General features: G+C 62.4%; 18 protein-coding genes. 6 read left to right on the top strand and 12 right to left on the bottom strand.

The genetic code is table 11. The annotated features are described in order from the left end of the window. Positions 1–54: 54 nt before the first annotated feature. Both BTW08_RS12500 and nadC read right to left on the bottom strand, forming a co-directional pair. Positions 55–1,209, bottom strand: coding sequence for an SIR2 family protein (locus tag BTW08_RS12500; RefSeq protein WP_075562839.1), 1,155 nt, complete (start codon positions 1,207–1,209; stop codon positions 55–57). A 4-nt stretch (positions 1,210–1,213) separates the two neighbouring features. Then, entirely contained in the window at positions 1,214–2,116 is a 903-nt protein-coding gene (gene nadC, locus BTW08_RS12495; protein WP_246837729.1) for a carboxylating nicotinate-nucleotide diphosphorylase, read from the bottom strand. A 117-nt stretch (positions 2,117–2,233) separates the two neighbouring features. Between nadC and BTW08_RS12490 the strand changes: the two genes are divergently transcribed. Next, entirely contained in the window at positions 2,234–2,473 is a 240-nt protein-coding gene (locus BTW08_RS12490) for a hypothetical protein (protein ID WP_075562838.1), read from the top strand. Beyond that, positions 2,470–3,984 carry a sodium:solute symporter family protein gene (locus tag BTW08_RS12485; protein WP_075562837.1) on the top strand — a complete coding sequence of 505 codons (1,515 nt, stop codon included), beginning with the start codon at positions 2,470–2,472 and terminating at the stop codon, positions 3,982–3,984. The genes BTW08_RS12490 and BTW08_RS12485 overlap by 4 nt, the downstream gene beginning before the upstream one ends. Here the strand turns inward: BTW08_RS12485 and BTW08_RS12480 are convergent. After that, positions 3,911–5,089 (bottom strand): MFS transporter, encoded by a 1,179-nt coding sequence (locus BTW08_RS12480; RefSeq protein ID WP_246837728.1) that lies wholly within the window; start codon positions 5,087–5,089, stop codon positions 3,911–3,913. The two genes, BTW08_RS12485 and BTW08_RS12480, sit on opposite strands and share 74 nt — an antisense overlap. Before the next feature lie 313 nt (positions 5,090–5,402). Here BTW08_RS12480 and BTW08_RS12475 point away from each other — a divergent pair, with 313 nt between their 5' ends. Then, a complete protein-coding gene (locus tag BTW08_RS12475; protein ID WP_075562836.1) occupies positions 5,403–6,713 on the top strand; it encodes a carbohydrate porin in 1,311 nt (436 codons plus the stop codon). A gap of 120 nt (positions 6,714–6,833) precedes the next feature. Here the strand turns inward: BTW08_RS12475 and BTW08_RS12470 are convergent, their stop codons facing one another. The 3 genes from BTW08_RS12470 to BTW08_RS12460 form a co-directional block, all read right to left on the bottom strand. Beyond that, positions 6,834–8,360 (bottom strand): tripartite tricarboxylate transporter permease, encoded by a 1,527-nt coding sequence (locus tag BTW08_RS12470; protein WP_075562835.1) that lies wholly within the window; start codon positions 8,358–8,360, stop codon positions 6,834–6,836. A 2-nt stretch (positions 8,361–8,362) separates the two neighbouring features. Further along, a complete protein-coding gene (locus BTW08_RS12465) occupies positions 8,363–8,923 on the bottom strand; it encodes a tripartite tricarboxylate transporter TctB family protein (protein ID WP_168170658.1) in 561 nt (186 codons plus the stop codon). 75 nt (positions 8,924–8,998) lie between these two features. Beyond that, entirely contained in the window at positions 8,999–9,979 is a 981-nt protein-coding gene (locus BTW08_RS12460; protein WP_075562833.1) for a tripartite tricarboxylate transporter substrate binding protein, read from the bottom strand. Between the two features lie 317 nt (positions 9,980–10,296). Between BTW08_RS12460 and glnE the strand changes: the two genes are divergently transcribed. Next, complete coding sequence (gene glnE, locus BTW08_RS12455) at positions 10,297–13,260, top strand: bifunctional [glutamate--ammonia ligase]-adenylyl-L-tyrosine phosphorylase/[glutamate--ammonia-ligase] adenylyltransferase (protein ID WP_075562832.1); 2,964 nt, start codon at positions 10,297–10,299, stop codon at positions 13,258–13,260. Between the two features lie 68 nt (positions 13,261–13,328). Further along, a complete protein-coding gene (locus BTW08_RS12450) occupies positions 13,329–13,946 on the top strand; it encodes a YrbL family protein (RefSeq protein ID WP_075562831.1) in 618 nt (205 codons plus the stop codon). Between the two features lie 12 nt (positions 13,947–13,958). Here BTW08_RS12450 and BTW08_RS12445 read toward each other — a convergent pair whose 3' ends face one another. The 6 genes from BTW08_RS12445 to BTW08_RS12420 form a co-directional block, all read right to left on the bottom strand. Next, positions 13,959–14,906: a rhodanese-related sulfurtransferase gene (locus BTW08_RS12445; RefSeq protein WP_075562830.1), complete on the bottom strand. Its 948-nt coding sequence runs from the start codon at positions 14,904–14,906 to the stop codon at positions 13,959–13,961. A 250-nt stretch (positions 14,907–15,156) separates the two neighbouring features. Continuing rightward, complete coding sequence (locus BTW08_RS12440) at positions 15,157–16,083, bottom strand: ornithine cyclodeaminase (protein WP_075562829.1); 927 nt, start codon at positions 16,081–16,083, stop codon at positions 15,157–15,159. Positions 16,084–16,177: 94 nt separating this feature from the next. Further along, complete coding sequence (locus BTW08_RS12435) at positions 16,178–16,825, bottom strand: FMN-binding negative transcriptional regulator (RefSeq protein WP_075562828.1); 648 nt, start codon at positions 16,823–16,825, stop codon at positions 16,178–16,180. 3 nt (positions 16,826–16,828) lie between these two features. Next, a complete protein-coding gene (locus BTW08_RS12430) occupies positions 16,829–17,566 on the bottom strand; it encodes a GNAT family protein (protein ID WP_246837727.1) in 738 nt (245 codons plus the stop codon). A gap of 20 nt (positions 17,567–17,586) precedes the next feature. Then, a complete protein-coding gene (locus BTW08_RS12425; protein ID WP_075562826.1) occupies positions 17,587–18,036 on the bottom strand; it encodes a rhodanese-like domain-containing protein in 450 nt (149 codons plus the stop codon). An 18-nt stretch (positions 18,037–18,054) separates the two neighbouring features. Further along, positions 18,055–18,501, bottom strand: coding sequence for a GNAT family N-acetyltransferase (locus BTW08_RS12420; RefSeq protein WP_075562825.1), 447 nt, complete (start codon positions 18,499–18,501; stop codon positions 18,055–18,057). Between the two features lie 154 nt (positions 18,502–18,655). Between BTW08_RS12420 and BTW08_RS12415 the strand changes: the two genes are divergently transcribed. Beyond that, on the top strand, positions 18,656–20,170 hold the full coding sequence (locus BTW08_RS12415) for a PLP-dependent aminotransferase family protein (protein ID WP_075562824.1): 1,515 nt from the start codon (positions 18,656–18,658) through the stop codon (positions 20,168–20,170). Positions 20,171–20,196: the final 26 nt, after the last annotated feature.

Genomic DNA, 20,196 nt, shown 5'->3' with positions numbered 1-20,196 from the left:
CGCGACTACCATGACCGTTTCGTAGGATCGGGCAAGAATTCCGCAGATTCTGGTTCATGCGGCCATGACTTTTTCACAGAAGTCCTCGAAGCGGCCGCTGTAGTAGTGCTCGCGAGGCCAGCCGGTGCGCGGCAGATAGAAGAACATCTCCTCGAGCCGTGACTTGATGGTCGAATGATTCTTGGTGTCGATGACGAACACGTGCTTGCCCTTGGCATCGTTGGGGCTCTCCGCCAGCTGGCGCAGGATGAACCGTACCAGCGAGTCCTCCTGCGGCATGCTGTAGCCGACGATCACCAGCACGTCGGTTTCTCGCAGCAGGCGCACGGCCTTGGGAAAGACCTGGTGGAAATAGGATTCATCGTAGTCCTGAACCTGAGATGGCAGGATCAGCAGCGGCGGCTCCTGCCGGATTTCGGTGTCGCTGCGGCGGCGATACTCGAAGTCGAAACCCTGAGCCGTGGGCAGGATCTCGAACCCGCCGTTGATCTTGATCACGTTGCGGTCGACGGTGCGCGGCAGGTGCTCCCAGATCGAGCCGCCGCAGATCCGTTGTGGCGTGATGCCGCGATACAGGCGCCCGAACACCGGAGCCTGCTGGCGGTAGACGTGCTCGAGGATGGTTTCGATGGTGAAGTCATAATTGGTGGTCAGGAAATGGTAGAGCGGCCAGTTCTCGTCGAGGCCGGCGCGTTCCGCGCGATCTTCCAGCGAAGCGAAGAACTGCGTGATCGCGCGCTGGCCGTCGCTGTCGTAGGGCGAGGTGAAGCGTAACGTGGTGTCATCGACGTTGTGAATGTCGCAGGCGGCGCTGAAGCGACGCATGACCAGGGTTCGCAACTCGTGAATGCTCAGGCGCAGGTTCTGATCGTCGAAGTAGCGATTGCGGATATCGGGGTAGCGTACCTGCATGTCGAGTACATAGCGCAGGTTCTTGAATCGCTCGAAGTCCAGGTGGCGATAATGCTCCCAGCCAATCACGTGCATCACATGCTGAAGGTTGGGAAAGTCGCGAATGTCGTCGAGATCGATGGCGAACAGCTCTCCATCGGTGGGCGAGCGCGGATCCCACGCCTTGGAGAAACCCGCGCCGCACCAGAAGGTGACGACGGGCGGCTTGCGCAGCCCGAAATCCTGCGCCAGCAGGCCCGACATGAGCGTATCGAACGCCTCGACGGTGGCGGCGTTGCTGATCTCGGTGGATGACATCGAATTACGCCTCCCGGGTCGGTGGCACGTCCACGGCGTCATCCAGGCCAATATCGACCGCGGGTGCCGATTGGGTGATCCGCCCGACCGAGATGAAGTCGACACCGGTTTCGGCGATGGCGCGTATCGTCTCCAGACGCACGCCGCCGGACGCTTCCAGCGGCACGCGGCCGCCCACTAGCTCGACGGCGCTGCGCATCGTCTCCACCGACATGTTGTCGAGCATGATCATGTCCGCGCCGGCGGCGAGCGCTTCCTCCACCTGATCCAGCCGGTCGCACTCCACTTCGATACGCGTCAGCACCGGCACTCGTGATCGGGCCCGTGCCACGGCCTCTGCGATACCGCCGCAGACCGCGATGTGGTTGTCTTTCAGCATCACGCCACTGTCGAGGCCGAGCCGATGGTTGCGACCGCCGCCGCAGGCCACGGCGTGTTTTTCCAGCGCGCGCAGGCCGGGCGTCGTCTTGCGGGTATCGACCAGCTGGGCGCCGGTGCCGGCGATCCGTTCGACGTATTGCGCCGTGAGAGTCGCGATGCCCGACAGATGCTGAATCAGATTCAACGCGGTGCGCTCTACCGTCAGCAGGCTACGGGCCGGACCTTGCAGCCGCATCAGCGTTGCGCTTTCCGGGACCGTCTGGCCATCCACGGTCAACCGCTCGATCTCGATACGCGTGTCGTAGAGCGAGAACACGCGGGCGGCGACCGCAAGCCCGGCAATCGTCATTGGCTCTCTCGCGCGCATCTCGAACTGGCCGGTCGACGCTTCGTCGATCATCAGGGTCGCGGTCAGATCCACGTGACCGATATCTTCGGCCAGAAAGTCGCGCAGGCGTGCGTCCAGGGTCATGGGGTCCATCTGCCACACGGTCGAAACGTCAGAGACAAGGGGTGTTGCGGTCATCGAAAATTCCATGGCGGTTTCATTGTCTTCGAGACTATCGCGTTATCATGGGTGCTGCAGTGATGCGCTTACTGTAAATGACAAAATGTCCAAAAAGCACAAGGTGGGGAATTGCCAATGAGCGCTCGGCGTTGGATATGGGGCGTCTGGATACTGGTCCTTTCGTGTTATGTCGTGCCGTATGGTCTGCTTGGACAGGTTCATGCCTGGTACGGCAGCTTCCTGTTCTGGTGCGTGGTCGGCGTGCTGGTCATCGTCGCCAACATCATGATCACCCGGACGTTCCAGTCCGAGGACGTGGTTGACGGCTTGTCTCGAAATGATGAATTTCATGACGATAGGGAAAATAGGCGATGACCATCGGACTGATCTGGAGTGCGGTCATCGTCTATCTGATCGTGGGCCTGGGCGTTGCCTTTCTCTCCCGCGGCAAGACCACCAACGGCGCTGGTGTCGACATGTCCGGGTATTTTCTCGGCAACCGCCAGATGAACGGCTTCGTCTCGGCGCTGAGTTACAGCGCGACGACCTACAGCGCATTCATGATGGTGGGGCTGGCCGGGCTAACCTACGCCGGCGGCGTCGGCGCGTTCGGGTTCGAGATCGTCTATTTCGCCGGCGTGTCGCTGGTGGCGATCTTCGGGCCCAAGTTCTGGGCGGTGGGCAAGCGCTTCGGTTACGTGACCCCCAGCGAGATGCTCGGCCATCGATACGGCGATCGAAAAGTCGCCGTAGCGACCGCCATCGCCAGCTGCCTGTTTCTGATCCCCTATGCGGCGGTGCAGCTGGCCGGCGTCGGGTATCTGCTGGCGGGGATGAGCGGCGGAGCGATCTCGTTCACCACCGGCGTGGTCGTGGCGACGGTACTGGCGATCCTGTTCTCCTATATCGCCGGGATTCGGTCGGTGATGTGGACGGACTCGCTGCAGGCGCTGTTCATGATTGTCGCCTCGACGCTAGTGGCACTGCTGGTGGTGCACTCGCTTGGCGGCTTTGCCGAGCTGTTCGACACGCTCGCCACGGAGCATCCCGCTTCTCTTACGGTCCCTGGGCCGGGGCTTTTCAGTTTCACGACTTTCCTGGGGCTGACGATCCCGTGGTTCTTCTTCAGTCTCTCCAACCCCCAGGTCAGCCAGCGGCTGTTCATGCCGGCGTCGCTCAAGTCGATGCGCCAGATGCTGATCGGCTTTCTGATCTTCGGTTTCCTCTACACCGTGGTCTCGGTGCTATGGGGCTTCTCGGCGCTGGTGGCGTTCCCCGATCTGGCCCAGTCGGATCTGGCGACGCCGACACTGCTGGCCTCCGAACACGTGCCGCCGGTGCTGGGCGTGATCGTGATGGTGGGGATTCTGGCGGCGGCGGTGTCGACCATCGATTCGATCATGCTGACGCTGTCGTCGATGCTGTCGCGGGACGTCTATGCCAACATCGCCACCGGTGCCAGCGAGGCGACACAGCTCAAGGTGGGCAAATGGGTGCTGCCGATCATCGCGATTCTTGCCTTCCTGTTCGCGGAGCTGCAGCTCAGTCTGATCGCGGTGCTGTCGGTGGCGGCTTCCACCGGTCTGGTCGTCGTCGTTCCGGCAATCATCGGCGCCTTCTACTGGAAACGCGGCACGGCAGCCGGTGCGCTGGCCAGCATCGTCATCGGCGGTCTGGTCGTCATCGCGCTCTACCTGGGCGGCGCCAAACCGCTGGGGCTGCCGGCAGGTATCTGGGCGCTACCGGTTGCCGTGGCGCTGTTCGTGATCGTGAGTCTACTGACCCGGCCGAACCCTGAACTGGCCAGGAAATTCATGAAGACCGCCGGGACAGGGCCAGCAACACAAGCCACATCACGGCGACCAGAGGAATCAGCGTCACGTTGAGCGTCTGCCAGCCAAGCCAGGCGTTCAGCGGTCCGGCGAGTAGCGCCGAAAGAGTCGTCAGCGAAAACACCGCGCAGTCATTGAGGGCCTGCACTCGTGGGCCTTCGCCGGCCCGATAGGTCGTGGTCAGCCACGCGCTGGCAGGCAGAAAGGTGAAGTTCCAACCCAGTCCCAGCAGGAAAAGACCGATGGCGAACGTCCAGAAGGAGGCGGGCAGCAGGGCGTAGAGCAGGCTGGCCAGTAGACTCAACGACCCCACGACAATCATCCGCTGATGGCCGAAGCGCCGGGTCAGGTCGCCGGTGACGAACGAGGGGGCGAACATCGCCAGGATATGCCACTGGATCACGTTGGTGACATCGCCAAAGCCATGCCCGGCGTGTGTCATCGCCAGCGGCGTTGCGGTCATCGCCAGATTCATGGTGGCGTAGCTCAAGGTGGCGATCGCGATAGCCGCCAGCAGCCGAGGCTCGCGCAGCAGGATGCCGCGTCGGCGGGCCGGTTCGTGACTGGCGGCGCCTTGGGGCAACGGAAGTTCCAGCCGCGACAGCAACAGCAGTGCCAGTGTGTAAAGTCCGGCGAGACCCACGAAGCAGCCCAGAAACGGTGTCTCGAAAGTGTGCTGCGACGAACGCGCCAGCCAGGGGCCGAGAAAGGCGGCAATGACGCCGCCGGCCATCACCAGGCTCAGCGCTCGGTCACGTTGGGCGGGACTGGCCGCGTCGATGGCCGCGAAGCGATAGAGCATGCCGGCACCGATGCTCATGCCGATGGCGAATGTTCCCAGATTGAACAGTGCAAAGGCGGAAGTCTGCAGCGCCAGCAGGCAGATCGCGATGCCGGTTAGCCCGAACCCGTTGCCGATCACGAAAGTGCGTTTTCGCCCCAGCCTCGCGGTCAGCCAACCGGAAGGCAGGGTCGCCGCTGTCAGCCCCAGCAGCTGGGCGGCCACGGGCAGCGTGCTCCAGTCGGCATTCGCGGATAGCTGATTACCCACCAGCGGCGAGACCGCAATCAGCAGGATGTTGCCACTGACCAGCAGCGCCTGACATAGCGCCAGGCCCCAGACGGTCAGAGGCAGGCGCGGAGTCGCGACAGTCGTCATGAGACCTCTCTCGGCTCGAGGTTGAAGAGGGCATGGCCGCGATGGGCGCGTAGGCGATAGGCACCAGGTGTTCGACCGCAGCGGCATCGAGGTGTGACGTGGGTATTCGAGCAGTTTGCGTTCAGCGCGCCGCGCCGGCAATCGCAAGCGTTCAACGACATTCCTCACGCTGGCGATATTCCGATGTTTCCCTCTTATCCTTTAGTCGAGCATGGCGCTCTGAGCCGGCTCGATCGCTGTTCGCTATCCCTGATAAGGACTACCATTTTCTGCGCATTAGTAACGTGCTAACTATATTTCGGGAGGCCAGGTCATGGCAGAGGTCACATCACGGGTTATCGGAATCGGCCGCATAGCGGCGATTCTATTGGGTGGTTTCGGGGTGATGGGGACGGCGCAGGCTTATTCGGCATTCTCTCCGGATTCCCCCACTATGCTCGGAGACTGGGGCGGCGAGCGTACCGCGCTGGAGGACGCCGGTGTGTCCTTCAATTTCGGCTATGTGGGGGAAGCGGCGACGATTCTCGATGGGGGCTATCGCGACAGCCACGTGAGCAAATACGCGGATCAGTTCGCGGTGGGTGCCAACTTCGATCTCGATCGACTGCTGAGCATTCCCGACGCGGAATTCCAGGTCACCGTCACCAACCGTAATGGCCATAGCGTCAACGACAGGTTGAGCGATCCGGGTGCGACCGTTGGCGGCTCGTCGGTGCAGGAAGTCCAGGGTCGCGGGCCCGTCACCCGCCTGACTCAGTTCTGGTACCGCCAGCGCTTCTTCGACGATGCGCTGGCGATCAAGCTGGGTCGGATTCCGTTCGGCGATGACTTCGCCACCATCGATAGCAACTTCCAGAACCTGGCCTTCGGCGGGGCGCAGCCGGGCAATTGGGGCAACAATATCTACAACTGGCCGATCGCGCAGTGGGCGGCAGTGGTCCGCGCCAATATCACTCCCGATTGGTACGCCCAGGTCGGCGCTTTCAACATCAACGACAGCAACCTGGAGAACGATAACGGCTTCGATCTGCGCACCAGCGGTACCGAGGGCACGCTGTTCCCGATGGAACTGGGTTATACGCCGAAACTGAACGGCCTGGCGGGCGCCTACAAGCTCGGGTTCTACACTCAGAACGTCGATAACCGGGCCTATGGCGATGGCCCCGCGGATCGCACCAGCGATACCAATACCGGGCTGTATTACGTGGTCCAGCAGCAGGTGACGACCCGCGATGGCAACCCTGATCGGGGGCTGACGCTGTTCAGCATGGGTAATACCAATCATGGCGATACCGCGGGTATCGATCGCTACGTCTCGGTCGGGGCGACCTACGACGGGCCGTTCGATGCACGCCCGCAGGATGATGCCGGCTTCGGTCTGGCGTATCTCCACGTCAACGATGACGTCAACGATTACGTCGATTATCACAACGCCACACCGGCCGGTTCGCTGTCGCCGCTGCCGCGCCAGGGCCACGAATACGACGCCGAGGTCTACTACAGCTTCAACCTGACCGGTTACCTGACGCTGCGGCCCAATCTACAGTACGTGGTCAATCCGTCGGCAGTGGACTCGGTCGACAACGCCTGGGTCGCAGGCACGACGATCAAAGCGAGCTTCTGATCAAGGCGAATTTCTAAGCAAGGCGAGCTTCTAGCCTCATCCGCGATCTTTAGAAGGAGAAACGGCTGCCCTTGGGCAGCCGTTTGCGTGGTGACGCTTCGAAGAAGACGCAGGCTCCCCCTACGCCGGTCGTGTTCCCAGCCCGTTATCCTTGGGCTTGCGGATCACCATGAAGTAGAAGAACACCGCGGTGAGGGCGATGAAGAACAGGCTATCCGGGCTGGTGAAGAAGATCAGCGGATTGCCGTCATTGATCGAAAGCGCCCGACGGCAGTACTCCTCGAGACTCGGGCCGAGCACGAAGCCGAGCAGCAGGCAGACGGTGGGATATTTCTGCTTGCGCAGGAAGTAGGCCAGCACGCCGAACACCAATGCCAGTGCCATCTGGAAGGTGGAATAGGTAGCCACGTAGCTGCCTACCAGGGCCACGATGGCGATACTGGAATAAAGCACGTCGCGGCGGATCGAGACGATCTTGAGAAAGTAGGGGCCGAGCAGATAGAGCGTCAGCGGAATCAGGATCAGGGCGCTAACGAACAGCGAGGCGAACATCGGCGCGATCAGATCGAGCTGCTGGGTCATGAACTGCGGGCCGGGTTGCAGACCGTTGATGACCAGCACGCCGAGCACGATCGCCGTGGTCGGATCGCCGGGAATGCCGAACGTCAGCATGGGCACGAAAGCGCCGCCGCACATCGAGTTGTTGGCGCACTCCGCGGCCGCGATGCCTTCGGGATTGCCCTTGCCGTAGCGCTCGGGATGCTTGGAAGAGCGCATCGACTCCGCATAGGACACGAAAGCGGCCATCGAGCCACCGGCGCCGGGCAGAATGCCGACCGCGTAGCCGATGGCGGCGCTCTTCAGATAGCGCAGCGCGCCGATCTCGCGAACTTCCGACAGCGGCGGGATGAAATCGCGACGGCGCACCTTGGCCGCCTTGATCATGCCCGGGTCGACGGTTCGGCTGTTGCGGCTGTCGGCCTGCACCAGCAGCTCGCTGATGGCGAAGGTGCCGATGATCAGCGGCATCATGTCGATGCCCTGGACCAGCGCGCTGGTGCCGAAGGTGAAGCGAGCCAACGGCTGCACCACGTCGATGCCGATGGTGGCGATCATGACGCCGAACAGGGTCGCGATCATGCCCTTGGTGATCGACCCGCGCTGGGAAATGATGATCACGATCAGGGCAAAGGCGATCAACGAGAACTTACCCGGCGTGCGGATCAGCAGGGCGAGGTCGGCCGCCAGCGGTGCCATCACCATCAGCAGCAGCGCACCTAGCGAGCCGCCGATCATCGAACCCAGTGCGGCATGGCCGAGCGCCTTGGCGCCCTCGCCACGTTGCTGCATCGGGTAGCCTTCCAGCGCGGTCATCATCGATGACGGCGCGCCGGGGATATTGATGGTGGTGGCGGTGATGCTGCCGCTGCACATGCCCGCCATGAAGATGCTGGCGCAAGCGACCAGCGCCGTGGTCACGTCGAGACTGTAGGTCAGCGGCAACAGCAGGGCGATGGCCAGTACCGAGGTGAGACCCGGCACCGCGCCGAAAAAAGTACCGACCAGAAAACCGCCGATCATGTAGAGCAGGGTTTCGGGATTGGCGAGGGCGGCGAAGCCACCCAGCAGCCCGGAGATCGCGTCCATGATCATTGACTCCAGAGAGTGGGCAGGCGGACCTGGAAGACGACCTCGAACAGCAGGTAGCCCGCCAGGGTGATGGCGATAGCGGCGATCAGCTTGGTCGGCCATTTATCGCGGAAGCCGCCGCCGAACAGACAGCAAAGCAGCAATACGTAGACGAACGTCGCGACGAAATAGCCGATCAGATCGAATGCCAGCAGATAGCCTGCCGTCAGCACGATGACGCCGATCGCTCCGAGCGACAGCCCGAGGTACTGCCTACCGGCGGATTCGCCATCGGTGCTGTCGGCATCGGTGGTGGGCTCTGTCGCCGGCGCTTTGGCCTTGCCGCGTAGGGCATGAACCATGGCGCAGATCAGCGCGACCAGCATCAGAATGGCGGTCGCGATGGGAAAGAACGAGGCGGTCATGTTGCCCGCTTTCATCGGCGGACCGAGCTGGATCGCCGACATCAGATAGACCAGGGTGATGAGCGCAAGCACCGCCGGCACGAAGAATTCACCGCCCAGGATAGGGCGTCGGGGCGACGGGTGAGGCGAGGGTTTGAATGACCGTTCAGAAGACATGGAGACCTCTGGATTGACGACACTGCGCCATGCGTAAAGCATGGCGCAGAGTGAGTGGAATCGAATGAGGGTGGCTTATTTCTCCAGCACGCCCTGGTCGACCAGATCGTCCATGGTGCTGAACAGCTGCTGCTGGGTGTCATTTGCCCACTGGGTCACGTCGTCGGCTCCCAGCCAGGCGGGCGTCACGCCGATCTTTTTCAGCCACTGCTGGAATTCGTCGCTCTCGTAAGCCTTGTGATAGGTCGTTTCCAGCTTTTCGATCACGTCGTCCGGCGTGCGCGCCGGAGCCACCATGATGATGAAACTGCCCATCTGCAGATCCAGACCGGTATCGGTTTCGGTCACCGGAGGCACATTCGGGAAGCCCTCGTTCTGGGTATCCGAGAACTCGACCAGACCGCGGGCCTGACCGGATTCGATCAACGGTGCCAGATCGCCCAGGCTGGTGACGACGGCATCGACTTCGCCGTTGAGCAGGGCTTCCTTCTGGGAGGCGGCGCTATTGTCGTAGGAGACGATCTTGAACTTGGCGCCGGTCTGCTGCTGGAGCTGCAGCAGTGTCAGGTGGGTTCTGGCGCCCATGTTCTGGATGCCGACACGAACGCTGTTGGGCTTCTCCTTGGCAGTGGCGATCAGGTCGTCCAGCGTCTTGTAGGGAGAGTTTTCCGGCACCGTGATGGCGTCGGCTTCGCTGGTGATGCGGGCAATCATGCGCATCTTGTCCATGTTGAAGCCAGGCAGCATGTTCTTCCACGGGATCGTGATGATGCTGTCGTAGGTGATCGCGGCGACGGTCTGACCGTCCGGGCGCGCTTTCATCAGCTGTAGAAGACCCGTTGCCGTCATTCCGCCCTCGACGTTCTCGACGTACATCGAAACGGGAAGCGATTCTTCGGCAATGTTGGAAATCTTGCGGACGATGGCATCGGTACCACCGCCGGCCGCCGCTGGTACGATGACGCGGACATCCCGGCTGGGGTAGTCGGCGTTGGCGGCGCCTGCTGTCAACGAGGCGAGGCAGGCGATTCCCAGTAGAGTCTTCTTGAGTTTCATGACGTATCCCTTGCTTGATGATGGGCTTCGGAGGTTGGATCTACAGGAGTCGAGCTCTTCGCGAGCGAACGACTCCCGGACCTGACGAATTGGGCTGGAACCTTTGTAGCGGTTTTATTCGTACGATGTAATACAACCTTGGTGTGACATCGGCGTCTCGGCTTCGCCGCTTGGGTCTGGGGCGAGGCTTTCGCTATGCTGAGCGAGGCTGTTCATGCAGCTCCGTGAGCAAGATCAGTCAGCAAGACCTTTCGACAGAATCCGTCAGCAGGGCGGTTCGACACGTCCATTCAGCCAGTTTTCGCCTGGAGCCCCCGATGCCGTTACCCGAGTCCTGGTTTGTCGAGATGGATATCCCCGCCACGCTGGAAACCGCCTGGCGCGAGGCCCGGGTACGGCTCGACGAGGGGCTCGAATCCTGTGCCGACGACACCTCGATCACCGACGCATGGCTTGCGTTGGACGACATACGGCGCGAGGAGCTGGCCCGGTTGGTGGTGCTGTCGGACTTTGCGCTGGATGCCCTGGCGACTCGGCCCGCGCTGCTGCCCGTCTTGCTCGACAGTGGCGAGCTGGAGACGGCGCCGAGTCGGGCACAGATCGAGGAGATGCTGCGCGGCAAACTGGCCGAGGCCGATAGCGAGGAGTCGCTCCACCGGGCGTTACGTCGTTTTCGTCAGGCGCGGATGCTCGGGATCGTCTGGCGGGATCTCAACGGCGCCGAGATGTGGCAGACCGCGGCCAAGGTTTCCGAGCTCGCCGAAGTCTGTCTCGATGGCGCGCTGGGCTGGCTCGAGACCCATCTGGCACCGCGCTGGGGCACGCCGGCCCCGCGCGCGGACGGGACGGCCCAGCGTCTGATCGTGCTGGGGATGGGCAAGCTCGGCGCCGGCGAGCTCAATCTCTCCTCGGATATCGACCTGATCTTCGCCTTTGCCGAGAAGGGCACGACCCAGGGCGGCGAGCGCGACTACGAGCATCAGCAGTACTTCACCAAGCTGGGCCAGAAACTGATCGCCGCGCTGGATGCGATCACGGCCGACGGTTTCGTGTTCCGGGTCGACATGCGCCTGCGCCCCATGGGTGACGGCGGACCGCTGGTGGGCAACTTCAATGCCCTGGCCGGTTATTACCAGGATCAGGGGCGTGAATGGGAACGCTTCGCCATGCTCAAAGCGCGTCCCGTGGCCGGCGATCTGAACGCCGGGCGGCAACTGCTCGATCTCCTCAGCCCCTTCATCTATCGCAAGTATCTGGATTTCGGCGCGATCGAATCGCTGCGCGAGATGAAGGCGATGATTCACCGCGAGGTCAAACGGCTCGGCCGGGACGACAATATCAAGCTGGGGCGCGGCGGGATTCGCGAGGTCGAGTTCGTGGTCCAGGCCTTTCAATTGATTCGTGGCGGCCGGGATACCGAGCTCCAGATCCCCTCGCTGCGTGATGCCATGGGACAGCTGGTGAGTCTCGAACTGCTGCCCCAGGCGGTGGTGGACGAACTGCGTGGCGATTACGAGTTTCTGCGCAATCTGGAGCATGCGCTGCAGGCGCAGCAGGATCGTCAGACCCAGCAGCTGCCGAGCGATCCCGAGAATCAGGCGAGGTTGGCGATGGCGATGCGGATGCCGGACTGGACGTCTCTGAGAGAAGCGCTTCACCAGTGTCGAGAGCGGATTCGAGGCCATTTCAATGCGGTGGTCGCCGACCCCGACGATGAATCTCAGGCAGCCGATGACCAGTCGAGCGAGGATGACACGGTCTGGCGTCAGCTATGGCAGGGGGAGATGGACGACGCCGAAGCCGAGCGAGTGATGGCGGCGGCGGGTTACGAGCTGCCCGAGGGGCTGCGTCGACTCAAGGCCTTTCGCGACTCTCGCGGCGTGCAGGCGATGCAGCGCATCGGCTACGAGCGGCTGGAGGCGGTCATGCCAATGTTGCTGCAGGCCGCCGCCGACAGCGAGACCCCGACGACGGCTCTGGAACGGGTATTGCCGCTGATCGAGGCGGTTCTCCGGCGTACCGCCTATCTCTCGCTGCTACGCGAAAACCCGCAGGTTCTGCCATCGCTGATCCGGCTTTGCGCGGCGAGCCCGTGGATCGCCGAACAGCTGGCGCGTCATCCGATTCTTCTCGATGAGCTGCTGACGCCCGCAACGCTCTATTCCCCGGCCGACAAGCAGCGGCTGGCGGACGAGCTGCGCCAGACCCTGGCACGAATCCCCGAAGACGACGAGGAGGGCTGGCTGGAAGCGATGCGGGTGTTCAAGCAGACCCAGGTACTGCGTGTCGCCGCTTCCGATATTGCCGGCGGTCGCGTGCTGATGAAGGTCAGCGATTATCTGACCGCGATCGCCGAGGTGGTGCTGGACAGTGTGCTGCAGATGGCCTGGCGCTCGCTGACGGCAAGGTTCGGTCAACCGAAACCGCGAGACGGCAGCGATGAGGCCGCCTTCCTGGTCGTCGGTTACGGCAAGCTGGGCGGCATCGAGCTGGGCTACGGCTCCGATCTCGATCTGGTATTCCTCTACGATGCGGCGCCCCGCGGCGTCACCGACGGCGCCAAGCCGATCGACAACCTGATGTTCTTCACCCGGCTGGGACAGCGCATCATCCATCTACTCAGCGTCACCACGCCCAGTGGAACGCTGTATGAGGTCGACATGCGACTGCGACCCTCGGGTAACGCCGGGTTGCTGGTCTCCTCGTTGCAGGCCTTTGCCGAGTACCAGCGCAAAGACGCCTGGATCTGGGAACATCAGGCGCTGGTTCGCGCCCGGCCCGTGGCGGGGGACAGCGCGCTGGGAGAGCGCTTCGAAGCCGTGCGTCGGGAGGTGCTGGGCCGGGAGCGCGACTGTGACGAACTGCGTCGTGAAGTCGTCAGGATGCGGCTGAAAATGCGCGAACATCTCGGTAGCGGTGGCGATGCGCGCGAGGCAGGGCAGTTCCATCTCAAGCAGGATGCCGGCGGTCTGGTCGATATCGAATTCATGAATCAGTACGCGGTGCTGGCGCTGTCGGCACGGACACCCGAGCTGCTCGAGGTCACCGACAACATGCGGCTGATGGACGCGCTGGCCGAGAGCGGAACGCTTTCCGAGCAGGACGCCCGCGACCTGCAGGCTGCCTATCTGGCCTACCGCGATGCCAGCCACCGCGCTTCGCTGGCCAAGCGTGGCAGCCTGGTATCGTCGGAAGGGTTTGCCGATCATCGCGAGCATATCCTGATGCTATGGCAGCGCTGGATGGAGCCGGAAGCAAAATCCGAGACAAACGATCAATGAAAACAGCGTTTGCTTACGCTAATATTAACGGGTCATGACGTCTTAATGACGGTTGGGAGTGGCCCGCAATGTATCGACTCGCCTGTAACGACGAAATCGCCCACGGCAACGACCGGGCGATCTACCGGCATCCGGATCATCCCGAGCGCTGTATCAAGGTGGCGCGCTTTCCCGAGCGTGGCAGCCATCAGAACGAGCGCGAAAAGGGCTACTTCGACATTTTGAAGCAGCGTGGCGTGGACGATTGGCGTTACGTCCCGGAATATTTCGGAACGCTGGAAACGGATATGGGTGAGGGTCTGGTCTTCGACCTGATCACCGACGCCGATGGCGAAATCTCTGCCACGATTCGACAGTATCGTCAGCGCGATGACATGGCCTGGCTAGAGTCCCAGGCGTTCCGGGACGAGCTTCAGCGGCTCTATCTCTACCTTCGTGACAACTGGATCGTGCCCTCCGATATCAATGACCGCAATATCGTATGTCAGCGCCGGGCAGACGGTACCCGGCGGCTGTGGCTGATCGACGGCGTATCCAATCCCGACTTCATGCCCCTGGCCAATGTGTGGCCGTGGTTTGCGCGCCAGAAGATCGATCGACGCATGAAGCGGTTCTTCGCCAAGCTGGCCCGCGTCGGCCTTCTGCCCGAGTCCGATAGGGAAGAACTGGCCCGCAGCGCGCAGTGATCTTCACCGGAGTCAATTCTCCGTGTTCTCGCGCGGATTGCGACCGAGCGGATGCGGCTGATTGCGCGCCTTGGCCAGTTCGATCTGCTTCTGACGCTCCCGGGCGCCGGCACGGGTCTTTTCCGGTAGCGAGTCCCAGCAGTGAGGGCAGCTGATACCCGGCGAATAGCGCTCGGAGGCCTGATCCTCGGTGGAGATCGGCATTCGGCAGGCGTGGCACTGCTCGAATTCACCCTCGCTCAGATCGTGGCGAACGGTAACCCGGTTGTCGAACACAAAACAGTCGCCGCGCCAGCGCGTCTGGGCTTCCGGCACCTTCTCCAGATAGCTGAGGATGCCGCCCTTGAGGTGGAACACTTCCTCGAAACCCTCGTCGAGCATGAAGCTCGAGGCTTTCTCGCAGCGAATGCCGCCGGTGCAGAACATCGCCACTTTCTTGTGACGACTGGGATCGTAGTGCGCTCTGACGTATTCCGGAAACTCGCGGAACGATTTGGTTCTGGGATCGACGGCGCCCTCGAAGCTACCGATTGCCACCTCGTAGTCGTTACGCGTGTCGATCACCAGCACTTCGGGGTCATCGATCAAATCGTTCCACTGTTCCGGCTCAACGTAGGTGCCGACGCGCCGATTGGGGTCGATGCCGTCGACGCCGAGCGTGACGATCTCGCGCTTGAGTTTGACCTTGGTGCGATAGAACGGATGCGCTTCGCAGCAGGACTCCTTGTGCTCGAGCGCCGCGAAGCGCGGGTCACGCTTGAGCCAGTCGAGCAGCGCATCGATATCCGCCCGCGTCCCGGAAACCGTACCGTTGATACCTTCAAAGGCGAGCAGCAGCGTGCCCTTGACGTCGAGACGTTTCATCTCGTTCAGCAGCGGCTCGCGCAGGGCTTCGAAATCTTCCAGCGTGACGAATTGATACAACGCCGCGACGACGATCGGTTGATCGTGTGATGACATGCAGGACTCCTGGTAGTCGCCCTCGCAAAGGGCGGACCGGGTTGATAAAGAGGGCGCGGTCACGGGCGCCCCTGAAAAGTAGGGCGCGGTCACGGGCGCCCCTGAAAAGTAGGGCGCGGTCACGGGCGCCGTGGACAGTTTCTGGCGCGGTCACGGGCGCCTTGGTAACTGAACGGCTGCATTTTACGCCCCTGACTGAGGGCGTTCCAGTGGCGCCCGTCTTCAGGAGCGTAAGGTAACGCCGCAGCCGTTAGCGCATCGTCTCGGCGATATAACGCGCGATCATCAGGTCGAGATGCGCGCCGCCACCATTCTTGAATACGGTGATGTCGCTCGCCTCCTGGCGGCCGGCCTGGCCGCCGAGCAGATCGTAGAAATCGCCGAGAACGTCTCGTTCGGAGATGGCGCCACTGGCCAGAGGAATCTTCAGTTCCCCGATATGGCCCATCGTCGTCTCGCGGCTATCCACAAACAGTCGACCCTTTTGCAGCAGGGCATTGTCCGCCTCGCGCATGTCGGCCTTGAACGCTCCGATCAGATCGACATGGGTTCCGGGGCGTATCCACTCGCCCAGAATCAGGGGGGCACGCGCCATGGTCGCGCTGGAGATGATATCCGCCGATCGGGCAGCGGTTTCCAGATCGGTCACCGCAGTGACGTTCAGGTCACGATGAATGCAGGTTTCGGCGAGTGCCACGGCTTTGTCATGAGTGCGATTCCACACGCTGATGCGCTCGAGCTCGGGAAACAGCTCGGTGTAGGCGTCGATCAGGCTCGCCGCGACCCTACCCGCGCCGCAAATCAGCAGATGACGGCTGTCCGGTCGGGCAAGCGAAAGCGCCCCCAGCACGGAATCGCTGGCCGTCTTGATCTCGGTGACCAGCCGGCTTTCGATGATCGCCTTCAGCTGGCCATCATCGGGCGCGAAATAGAGCATGGCGCCTTGCACGGTATCCAGACCGCGGGCGGCATTGCCGTCGAAGACGGTGACTGCCTTGACGCCGTAGCCAAAGTCGGGGATGAAACACGAACGGTTGAGCAGCGTCTTGTCGCCGGGGCCGAGAAAAGCGTCGGCGATCTCTGGCCGGGCGGCGTGATGGCCCTGTTGGAGGGCATCGACAGCCTTGGTCCAACTAAGGTGCTCGCGGGCTTCGGCGTAGGTGATCTGTCGAACCATGGGGCAAAATCCTTGGAGTCTGTCGCGGTCTACAACGCCAACAAAATCAGGCGGGACCGAGCCGCGAGAATCATTCAAACGCTGCGATTAGACTTCAGTCGATGCCGCTCAAACAGCGCGAGTCTGCGTCATCGTAACCGTATTCGTCGCGCAATCCTCGCCGGATCGCTTCGCGCTCCTCCAGCGGTTTGTGCTGGCTCGCCTTGCGCTTGCCTTCCAGTCGCTCGATCGTGAGTTCCACGCCGAGGATGGCTCGGCACATCTTGTCGATAAAATCCGCTGGTGCGTCATCGACCGCCCAGGGCGTTTCACGATCACGCTCGAAACGCGTAGTCAGTTCCGTGACCAGCGCTTTCAGCCACTCGGCATCGTCGACCAGTCGAAGCTGACAGTGGGCATGTACGACCTGGTAGTTCCAGGTCGGCACGACCCTGCCGTGCTCGCGTTTGGCCGGATACCAGCTCGGCGTGATGTACGCCTGCGGTCCGTGGAAGATGGCCAGAGCCGAACGCGTGTGCGAGCCGTTCTTCAATTCTTGGGCGAGCGGATTGCCACGGGAGATATGTCCCAGCAGTTTGGCTGGCGTCGACTCGTCGCTGGCCGGCTCGAACAACAGAGGAAGATGGTCGGCGGTCAGTTTGCCGTCGTGACTCTGGGTCACCAGCGTCGCGAACGGCGCCTCGTCGATGGCCACCCGTAATGCTTCACCATCGTCGAGGCGGAACTGACTTGGCTGGTGCATGTCTCAGCGCTCCGCCAGTGTCAGTTCGGCGGTCATGTTCGAAAGCGACCGGCGCTGGCGGCCGTCGATATCGAAATTCTCCGCTGACAGCCACTGTTCGTGGCAGCGCCGAATCGCCGGCCACTCTTCGTCGATGATCGAGAACCAGGCCGTATCGCGATTGCGACCGTTGACCACGCGATGCTGGCGAAATATGCCCTCGAAGCGGAAACCCAGGCGTTCGGCGGCGCGCCGCGAGGGTGCGTTCAAGGCGTCGCATTTCCACTCCACGCGGCGATAGCCGAGCTCGAAGGCGTAACGAATCATCAGCATTAGCGCCTCGCTGGAGATCGGCGTGCGCGCCATACGCGGCGAGAAACTGAGATGGCCGATCTCGAGGCTACCGTCGGTCGGCACGATGCGCAGATAGGTCGCCATGCCGACGGCCCGATCATCCGCCGGATCGATAATGGCGTAGCAGCGTGGGTCATTGCCTGCGGTGATCGTCTCCAGCCAGCGTCGACAGCCGGCTTCGTCGTCGAACCTGCGGCCGCCGAGATAGGTCCAGCGCGCCTTGGCCTCGTGATCGTTGGCGATAGCAGGATCCGGCATTTGCCACGCCTGCCACAGCGCTGGCGCATGAAGTGCGGGATCCAACGGTTCCAGGCGGCAGAAGCGGCCTTGCAGCGCAACGGCATCTGGCAGCGAAGGGGGCCGCCAGTTTTCGATATCCGCGCCGACGGGTTGGCTGTATTGGTTCATCGTTTGGCTCATGGCGCTTATCAACACCCGCAGGATTCGAGTGCTTGATTGTGAAGGCTACCGGTAGCGGAGCCAGTGGCGACCGGATGACCATCGCGTCTCCAGAAATCTAATCCGCCAAGTAGTTCCTTGACCTGCAGTCCGGCACTAGCGAGCTTGAATGCGCCCCAGGTAGAGCCATTGCAGCCAATTCCGTCGCAGTAGCTGATGTAGACACGAGATCTATCCAGCGAGGCGAGCCGCTCTATCGTCATATCGGTATGAGGCAAGCTGATCGCTCCAGGAATATGGCCGGCAAGGTAGTGCTCTTGGTTTCGCGTATCGACGACCACGATGTCGTCGACGCCATTGGCAAGATCCACTGCCAGATCCCAGGCATCGGTATGCAGTCTGAGTTTTTCGCGCATGGCTGCAGCACTCTCTTGAGGAGTGGCTGGAGGAACATCGAGTACGAGTGAATTCGAAGACATTGCGAGTTTCCTAGGGTGTTAGATCGTCAGCAGATAGTTATGGAACGACTCGTCGCGCTGCCAGCCGAGCGCCTGATATCGAGACTGGGCGGCGACGTTGTCGGTCTGTGTGCGCAGCATCAGCTGCGCCACGCCATGTTCCGCCGCTAGATTTCTGGCGGCCTGCAGCAGCGCGCTGCCGGTGCCGGCTCGGCGGGCCTCGGGGACGACGAAGAGATCGTTGAGAATCCAGCGTGAACCGAGTGAGGTAGTCGAGGGCACGGGGAACAGCTGAACGAATCCGACGGCCGAGCCGCCGTCATTCAGCGCGATCAGTAGCTGCGCGTCTTGCCGTTCGAAGCGCTGGAGCAGAAAGCGCCTTGCGCCTTTCGGGTCGCTGGGTTGTCGGTAGAACTGACGATAGCCGTCGACCAGCGGCGCGAGGTCGTCGATATCTTCGGGCTTGGCGACACGAATGGTGGACATATCGGGCTCTTTTGGCAGTGACGTGATGTAACATCAGTCTGGCATCATACTGGTTCCTCGGTAAGGTCCAGTTGGCGCAGTAATATGGGAACCAGTAGTGAAGTAGCCCGCGGAGAGGAAACCCGTGGCCAGTCACCCAGTGATCAGTCAATCAATGAAGATAGAGCCAGTAACACCCTCTCATGCCCATCGACTCTGGATCATCGACGCGCTGGCGATGCAACTCGCCTCGCCGTCGACGCGGACCTTGAGCCAGCGGCTCTATCAATCGCTGCGAGAGTGGATTCAGCAAGGTCAGCTTGGCGCCGGCAGCGCACTGCCTTCTTCGCGCCAGTTGGCCCGTGAGCTCGGACTCGGGCGTAACACCGTGCTGGCCGCCGTCGACCGGCTCACGGCCGAAGGCTTCGTGGAAACCCGCCAGGGCGCGGGGGTCTTCGTCGCCGCGTGGCAATCGGAAAGCGGCGCTGAGGCAAAACCGGCGTCCAGTGCTGTCGCCGTCACTCAAGAACTCTCCGATCGGGGTCAGCGCATTCTCGATTTCAGCGGCGTGTTGAGCGATCGCCATACCGCCTTCGCACCGGGTGTGCCGGCGCTGGACCAGTTTCCGCGTGAGCGCTGGCAGCGTCTGCTGCGTCGGCACTACCAGCGAGCACCGATCGAATGGCACGACTACCAGCACCAGGGCGGCGTCCCGGCGTTACGCGAAGCGCTGTGTGATTATCTGCGGCTGTCGCGCTCGGTGCGTTGCCGGCCCCAACAGATTCTGATCACCCAGGGCGCCCAGCAGGGCTTCGAGCTGATCGCTCGACTGCTTGCCGATGCCGGCGACGCGGTGTGGGTGGAAGAGCCCGGCTACGGCGGTGCGCAGTCCTGCTTCGTGGCGGCCGGTCTGAATCCCATACCGCTGGCGGTGGACGAGGACGGCGCGAACGTGAATCGCGCACCGGACGGGACGCCAGCGCCGCGGTTGATCTACGTCACGCCTTCACACCAATACCCCAGCGGGGTAACGCTGACCTTGCCGCGGCGGATGGCGTTGCTCGAAGCCGCTTTCCGCCACGGGGCCTGGATCATCGAGGATGACTACGATAGTGAGTTTCGCTACGCCAGTGCGCCGATCGCGTCGCTGCAGGGGCTCGTCGACAACGCGCCGGTGATCTACGTCGGCACGTTCAGCAAGGTGCTGTATCCGGGGTTGCGGCTCGGCTATCTGGTACTGCCCGACGCGCTGGTCGAGCCGTTCACGCGCGCCAATGCGCGACTTCACCGGGAAGGTCAGTACGTGGCGCAGGCGGCACTGGCGGCCTTCATCGCCGAGGGGCACTTCGTGCGTCACGTTTCGCGAATGCGCGAACTCTACCGCTGGCGGCAGGCGAAGTTACGTGAGGCGCTGGCTCCGGCCGTCGCACGCGGGCTCGTGCTGTCGGCAGGGCAGGCGGGGATGCATCTGGTCGCCGAGCTGGAAAGTGTCGAGCTCGAAACCGCACTGGTCGCACGGGGACAGGAAGCCGGGATTCTGCTCTCGCCGCTCTCGCGTTATTACCTGAAACCACCCGCGAAAGCCGGTCTGGTACTGGGTTATGCCGGCGCCACGGATGCCGAGATCGCTACGGCCGGGCACTGGCTATGCAGCGCCTGGCGCGAACTGGGCGCCCCGGACAGAGATTGATCCGGGGCTTGTCGGCGGGAACCGGC

The sequence above is a fragment of the Salinicola sp. MH3R3-1 genome, assembly GCF_001937155.1.
Classification (GTDB): Bacteria; Pseudomonadota; Gammaproteobacteria; order Pseudomonadales; family Halomonadaceae; genus Salinicola; species Salinicola halophyticus.
The sequence above is the reverse complement of the archived record's forward strand: the minus strand, read 5'-3'. Positions and strand labels throughout refer to the sequence as shown.

Excerpts from the sequence above, each read along its gene's own strand:
- BTW08_RS12440 (WP_075562829.1), bottom strand. The coding sequence starts at position 16,083 with ATGGTTCGACAGATCACCTACGCCGAAGCCCGCGAGCACCTTAGTTGG.
- BTW08_RS12490 (WP_075562838.1), top strand. The coding sequence starts at position 2,234 with ATGAGCGCTCGGCGTTGGATATGGGGCGTCTGGATACTGGTCCTTTCG.
- BTW08_RS12430 (WP_246837727.1), bottom strand. The coding sequence starts at position 17,566 with ATGAACCAATACAGCCAACCCGTCGGCGCGGATATCGAAAACTGGCGG.
- BTW08_RS12470 (WP_075562835.1), bottom strand. The coding sequence starts at position 8,360 with ATGGACGCGATCTCCGGGCTGCTGGGTGGCTTCGCCGCCCTCGCCAAT.
- BTW08_RS12445 (WP_075562830.1), bottom strand. The coding sequence starts at position 14,906 with ATGTCATCACACGATCAACCGATCGTCGTCGCGGCGTTGTATCAATTC.
- BTW08_RS12465 (WP_168170658.1), bottom strand. The coding sequence starts at position 8,923 with ATGTCTTCTGAACGGTCATTCAAACCCTCGCCTCACCCGTCGCCCCGA.
- BTW08_RS12480 (WP_246837728.1), bottom strand. The coding sequence starts at position 5,089 with ATGACGACTGTCGCGACTCCGCGCCTGCCTCTGACCGTCTGGGGCCTG.
- BTW08_RS12435 (WP_075562828.1), bottom strand. The coding sequence starts at position 16,825 with ATGCACCAGCCAAGTCAGTTCCGCCTCGACGATGGTGAAGCATTACGG.
- nadC (WP_246837729.1), bottom strand. The coding sequence starts at position 2,116 with ATGACCGCAACACCCCTTGTCTCTGACGTTTCGACCGTGTGGCAGATG.
- BTW08_RS12475 (WP_075562836.1), top strand. The coding sequence starts at position 5,403 with ATGGCAGAGGTCACATCACGGGTTATCGGAATCGGCCGCATAGCGGCG.
- BTW08_RS12420 (WP_075562825.1), bottom strand. The coding sequence starts at position 18,501 with ATGTCCACCATTCGTGTCGCCAAGCCCGAAGATATCGACGACCTCGCG.
- BTW08_RS12460 (WP_075562833.1), bottom strand. The coding sequence starts at position 9,979 with ATGAAACTCAAGAAGACTCTACTGGGAATCGCCTGCCTCGCCTCGTTG.
- BTW08_RS12485 (WP_075562837.1), top strand. The coding sequence starts at position 2,470 with ATGACCATCGGACTGATCTGGAGTGCGGTCATCGTCTATCTGATCGTG.
- BTW08_RS12450 (WP_075562831.1), top strand. The coding sequence starts at position 13,329 with ATGTATCGACTCGCCTGTAACGACGAAATCGCCCACGGCAACGACCGG.
- BTW08_RS12500 (WP_075562839.1), bottom strand. The coding sequence starts at position 1,209 with ATGTCATCCACCGAGATCAGCAACGCCGCCACCGTCGAGGCGTTCGAT.
- BTW08_RS12415 (WP_075562824.1), top strand. The coding sequence starts at position 18,656 with ATGAAGATAGAGCCAGTAACACCCTCTCATGCCCATCGACTCTGGATC.
- BTW08_RS12425 (WP_075562826.1), bottom strand. The coding sequence starts at position 18,036 with ATGTCTTCGAATTCACTCGTACTCGATGTTCCTCCAGCCACTCCTCAA.
- glnE (WP_075562832.1), top strand. The coding sequence starts at position 10,297 with ATGCCGTTACCCGAGTCCTGGTTTGTCGAGATGGATATCCCCGCCACG.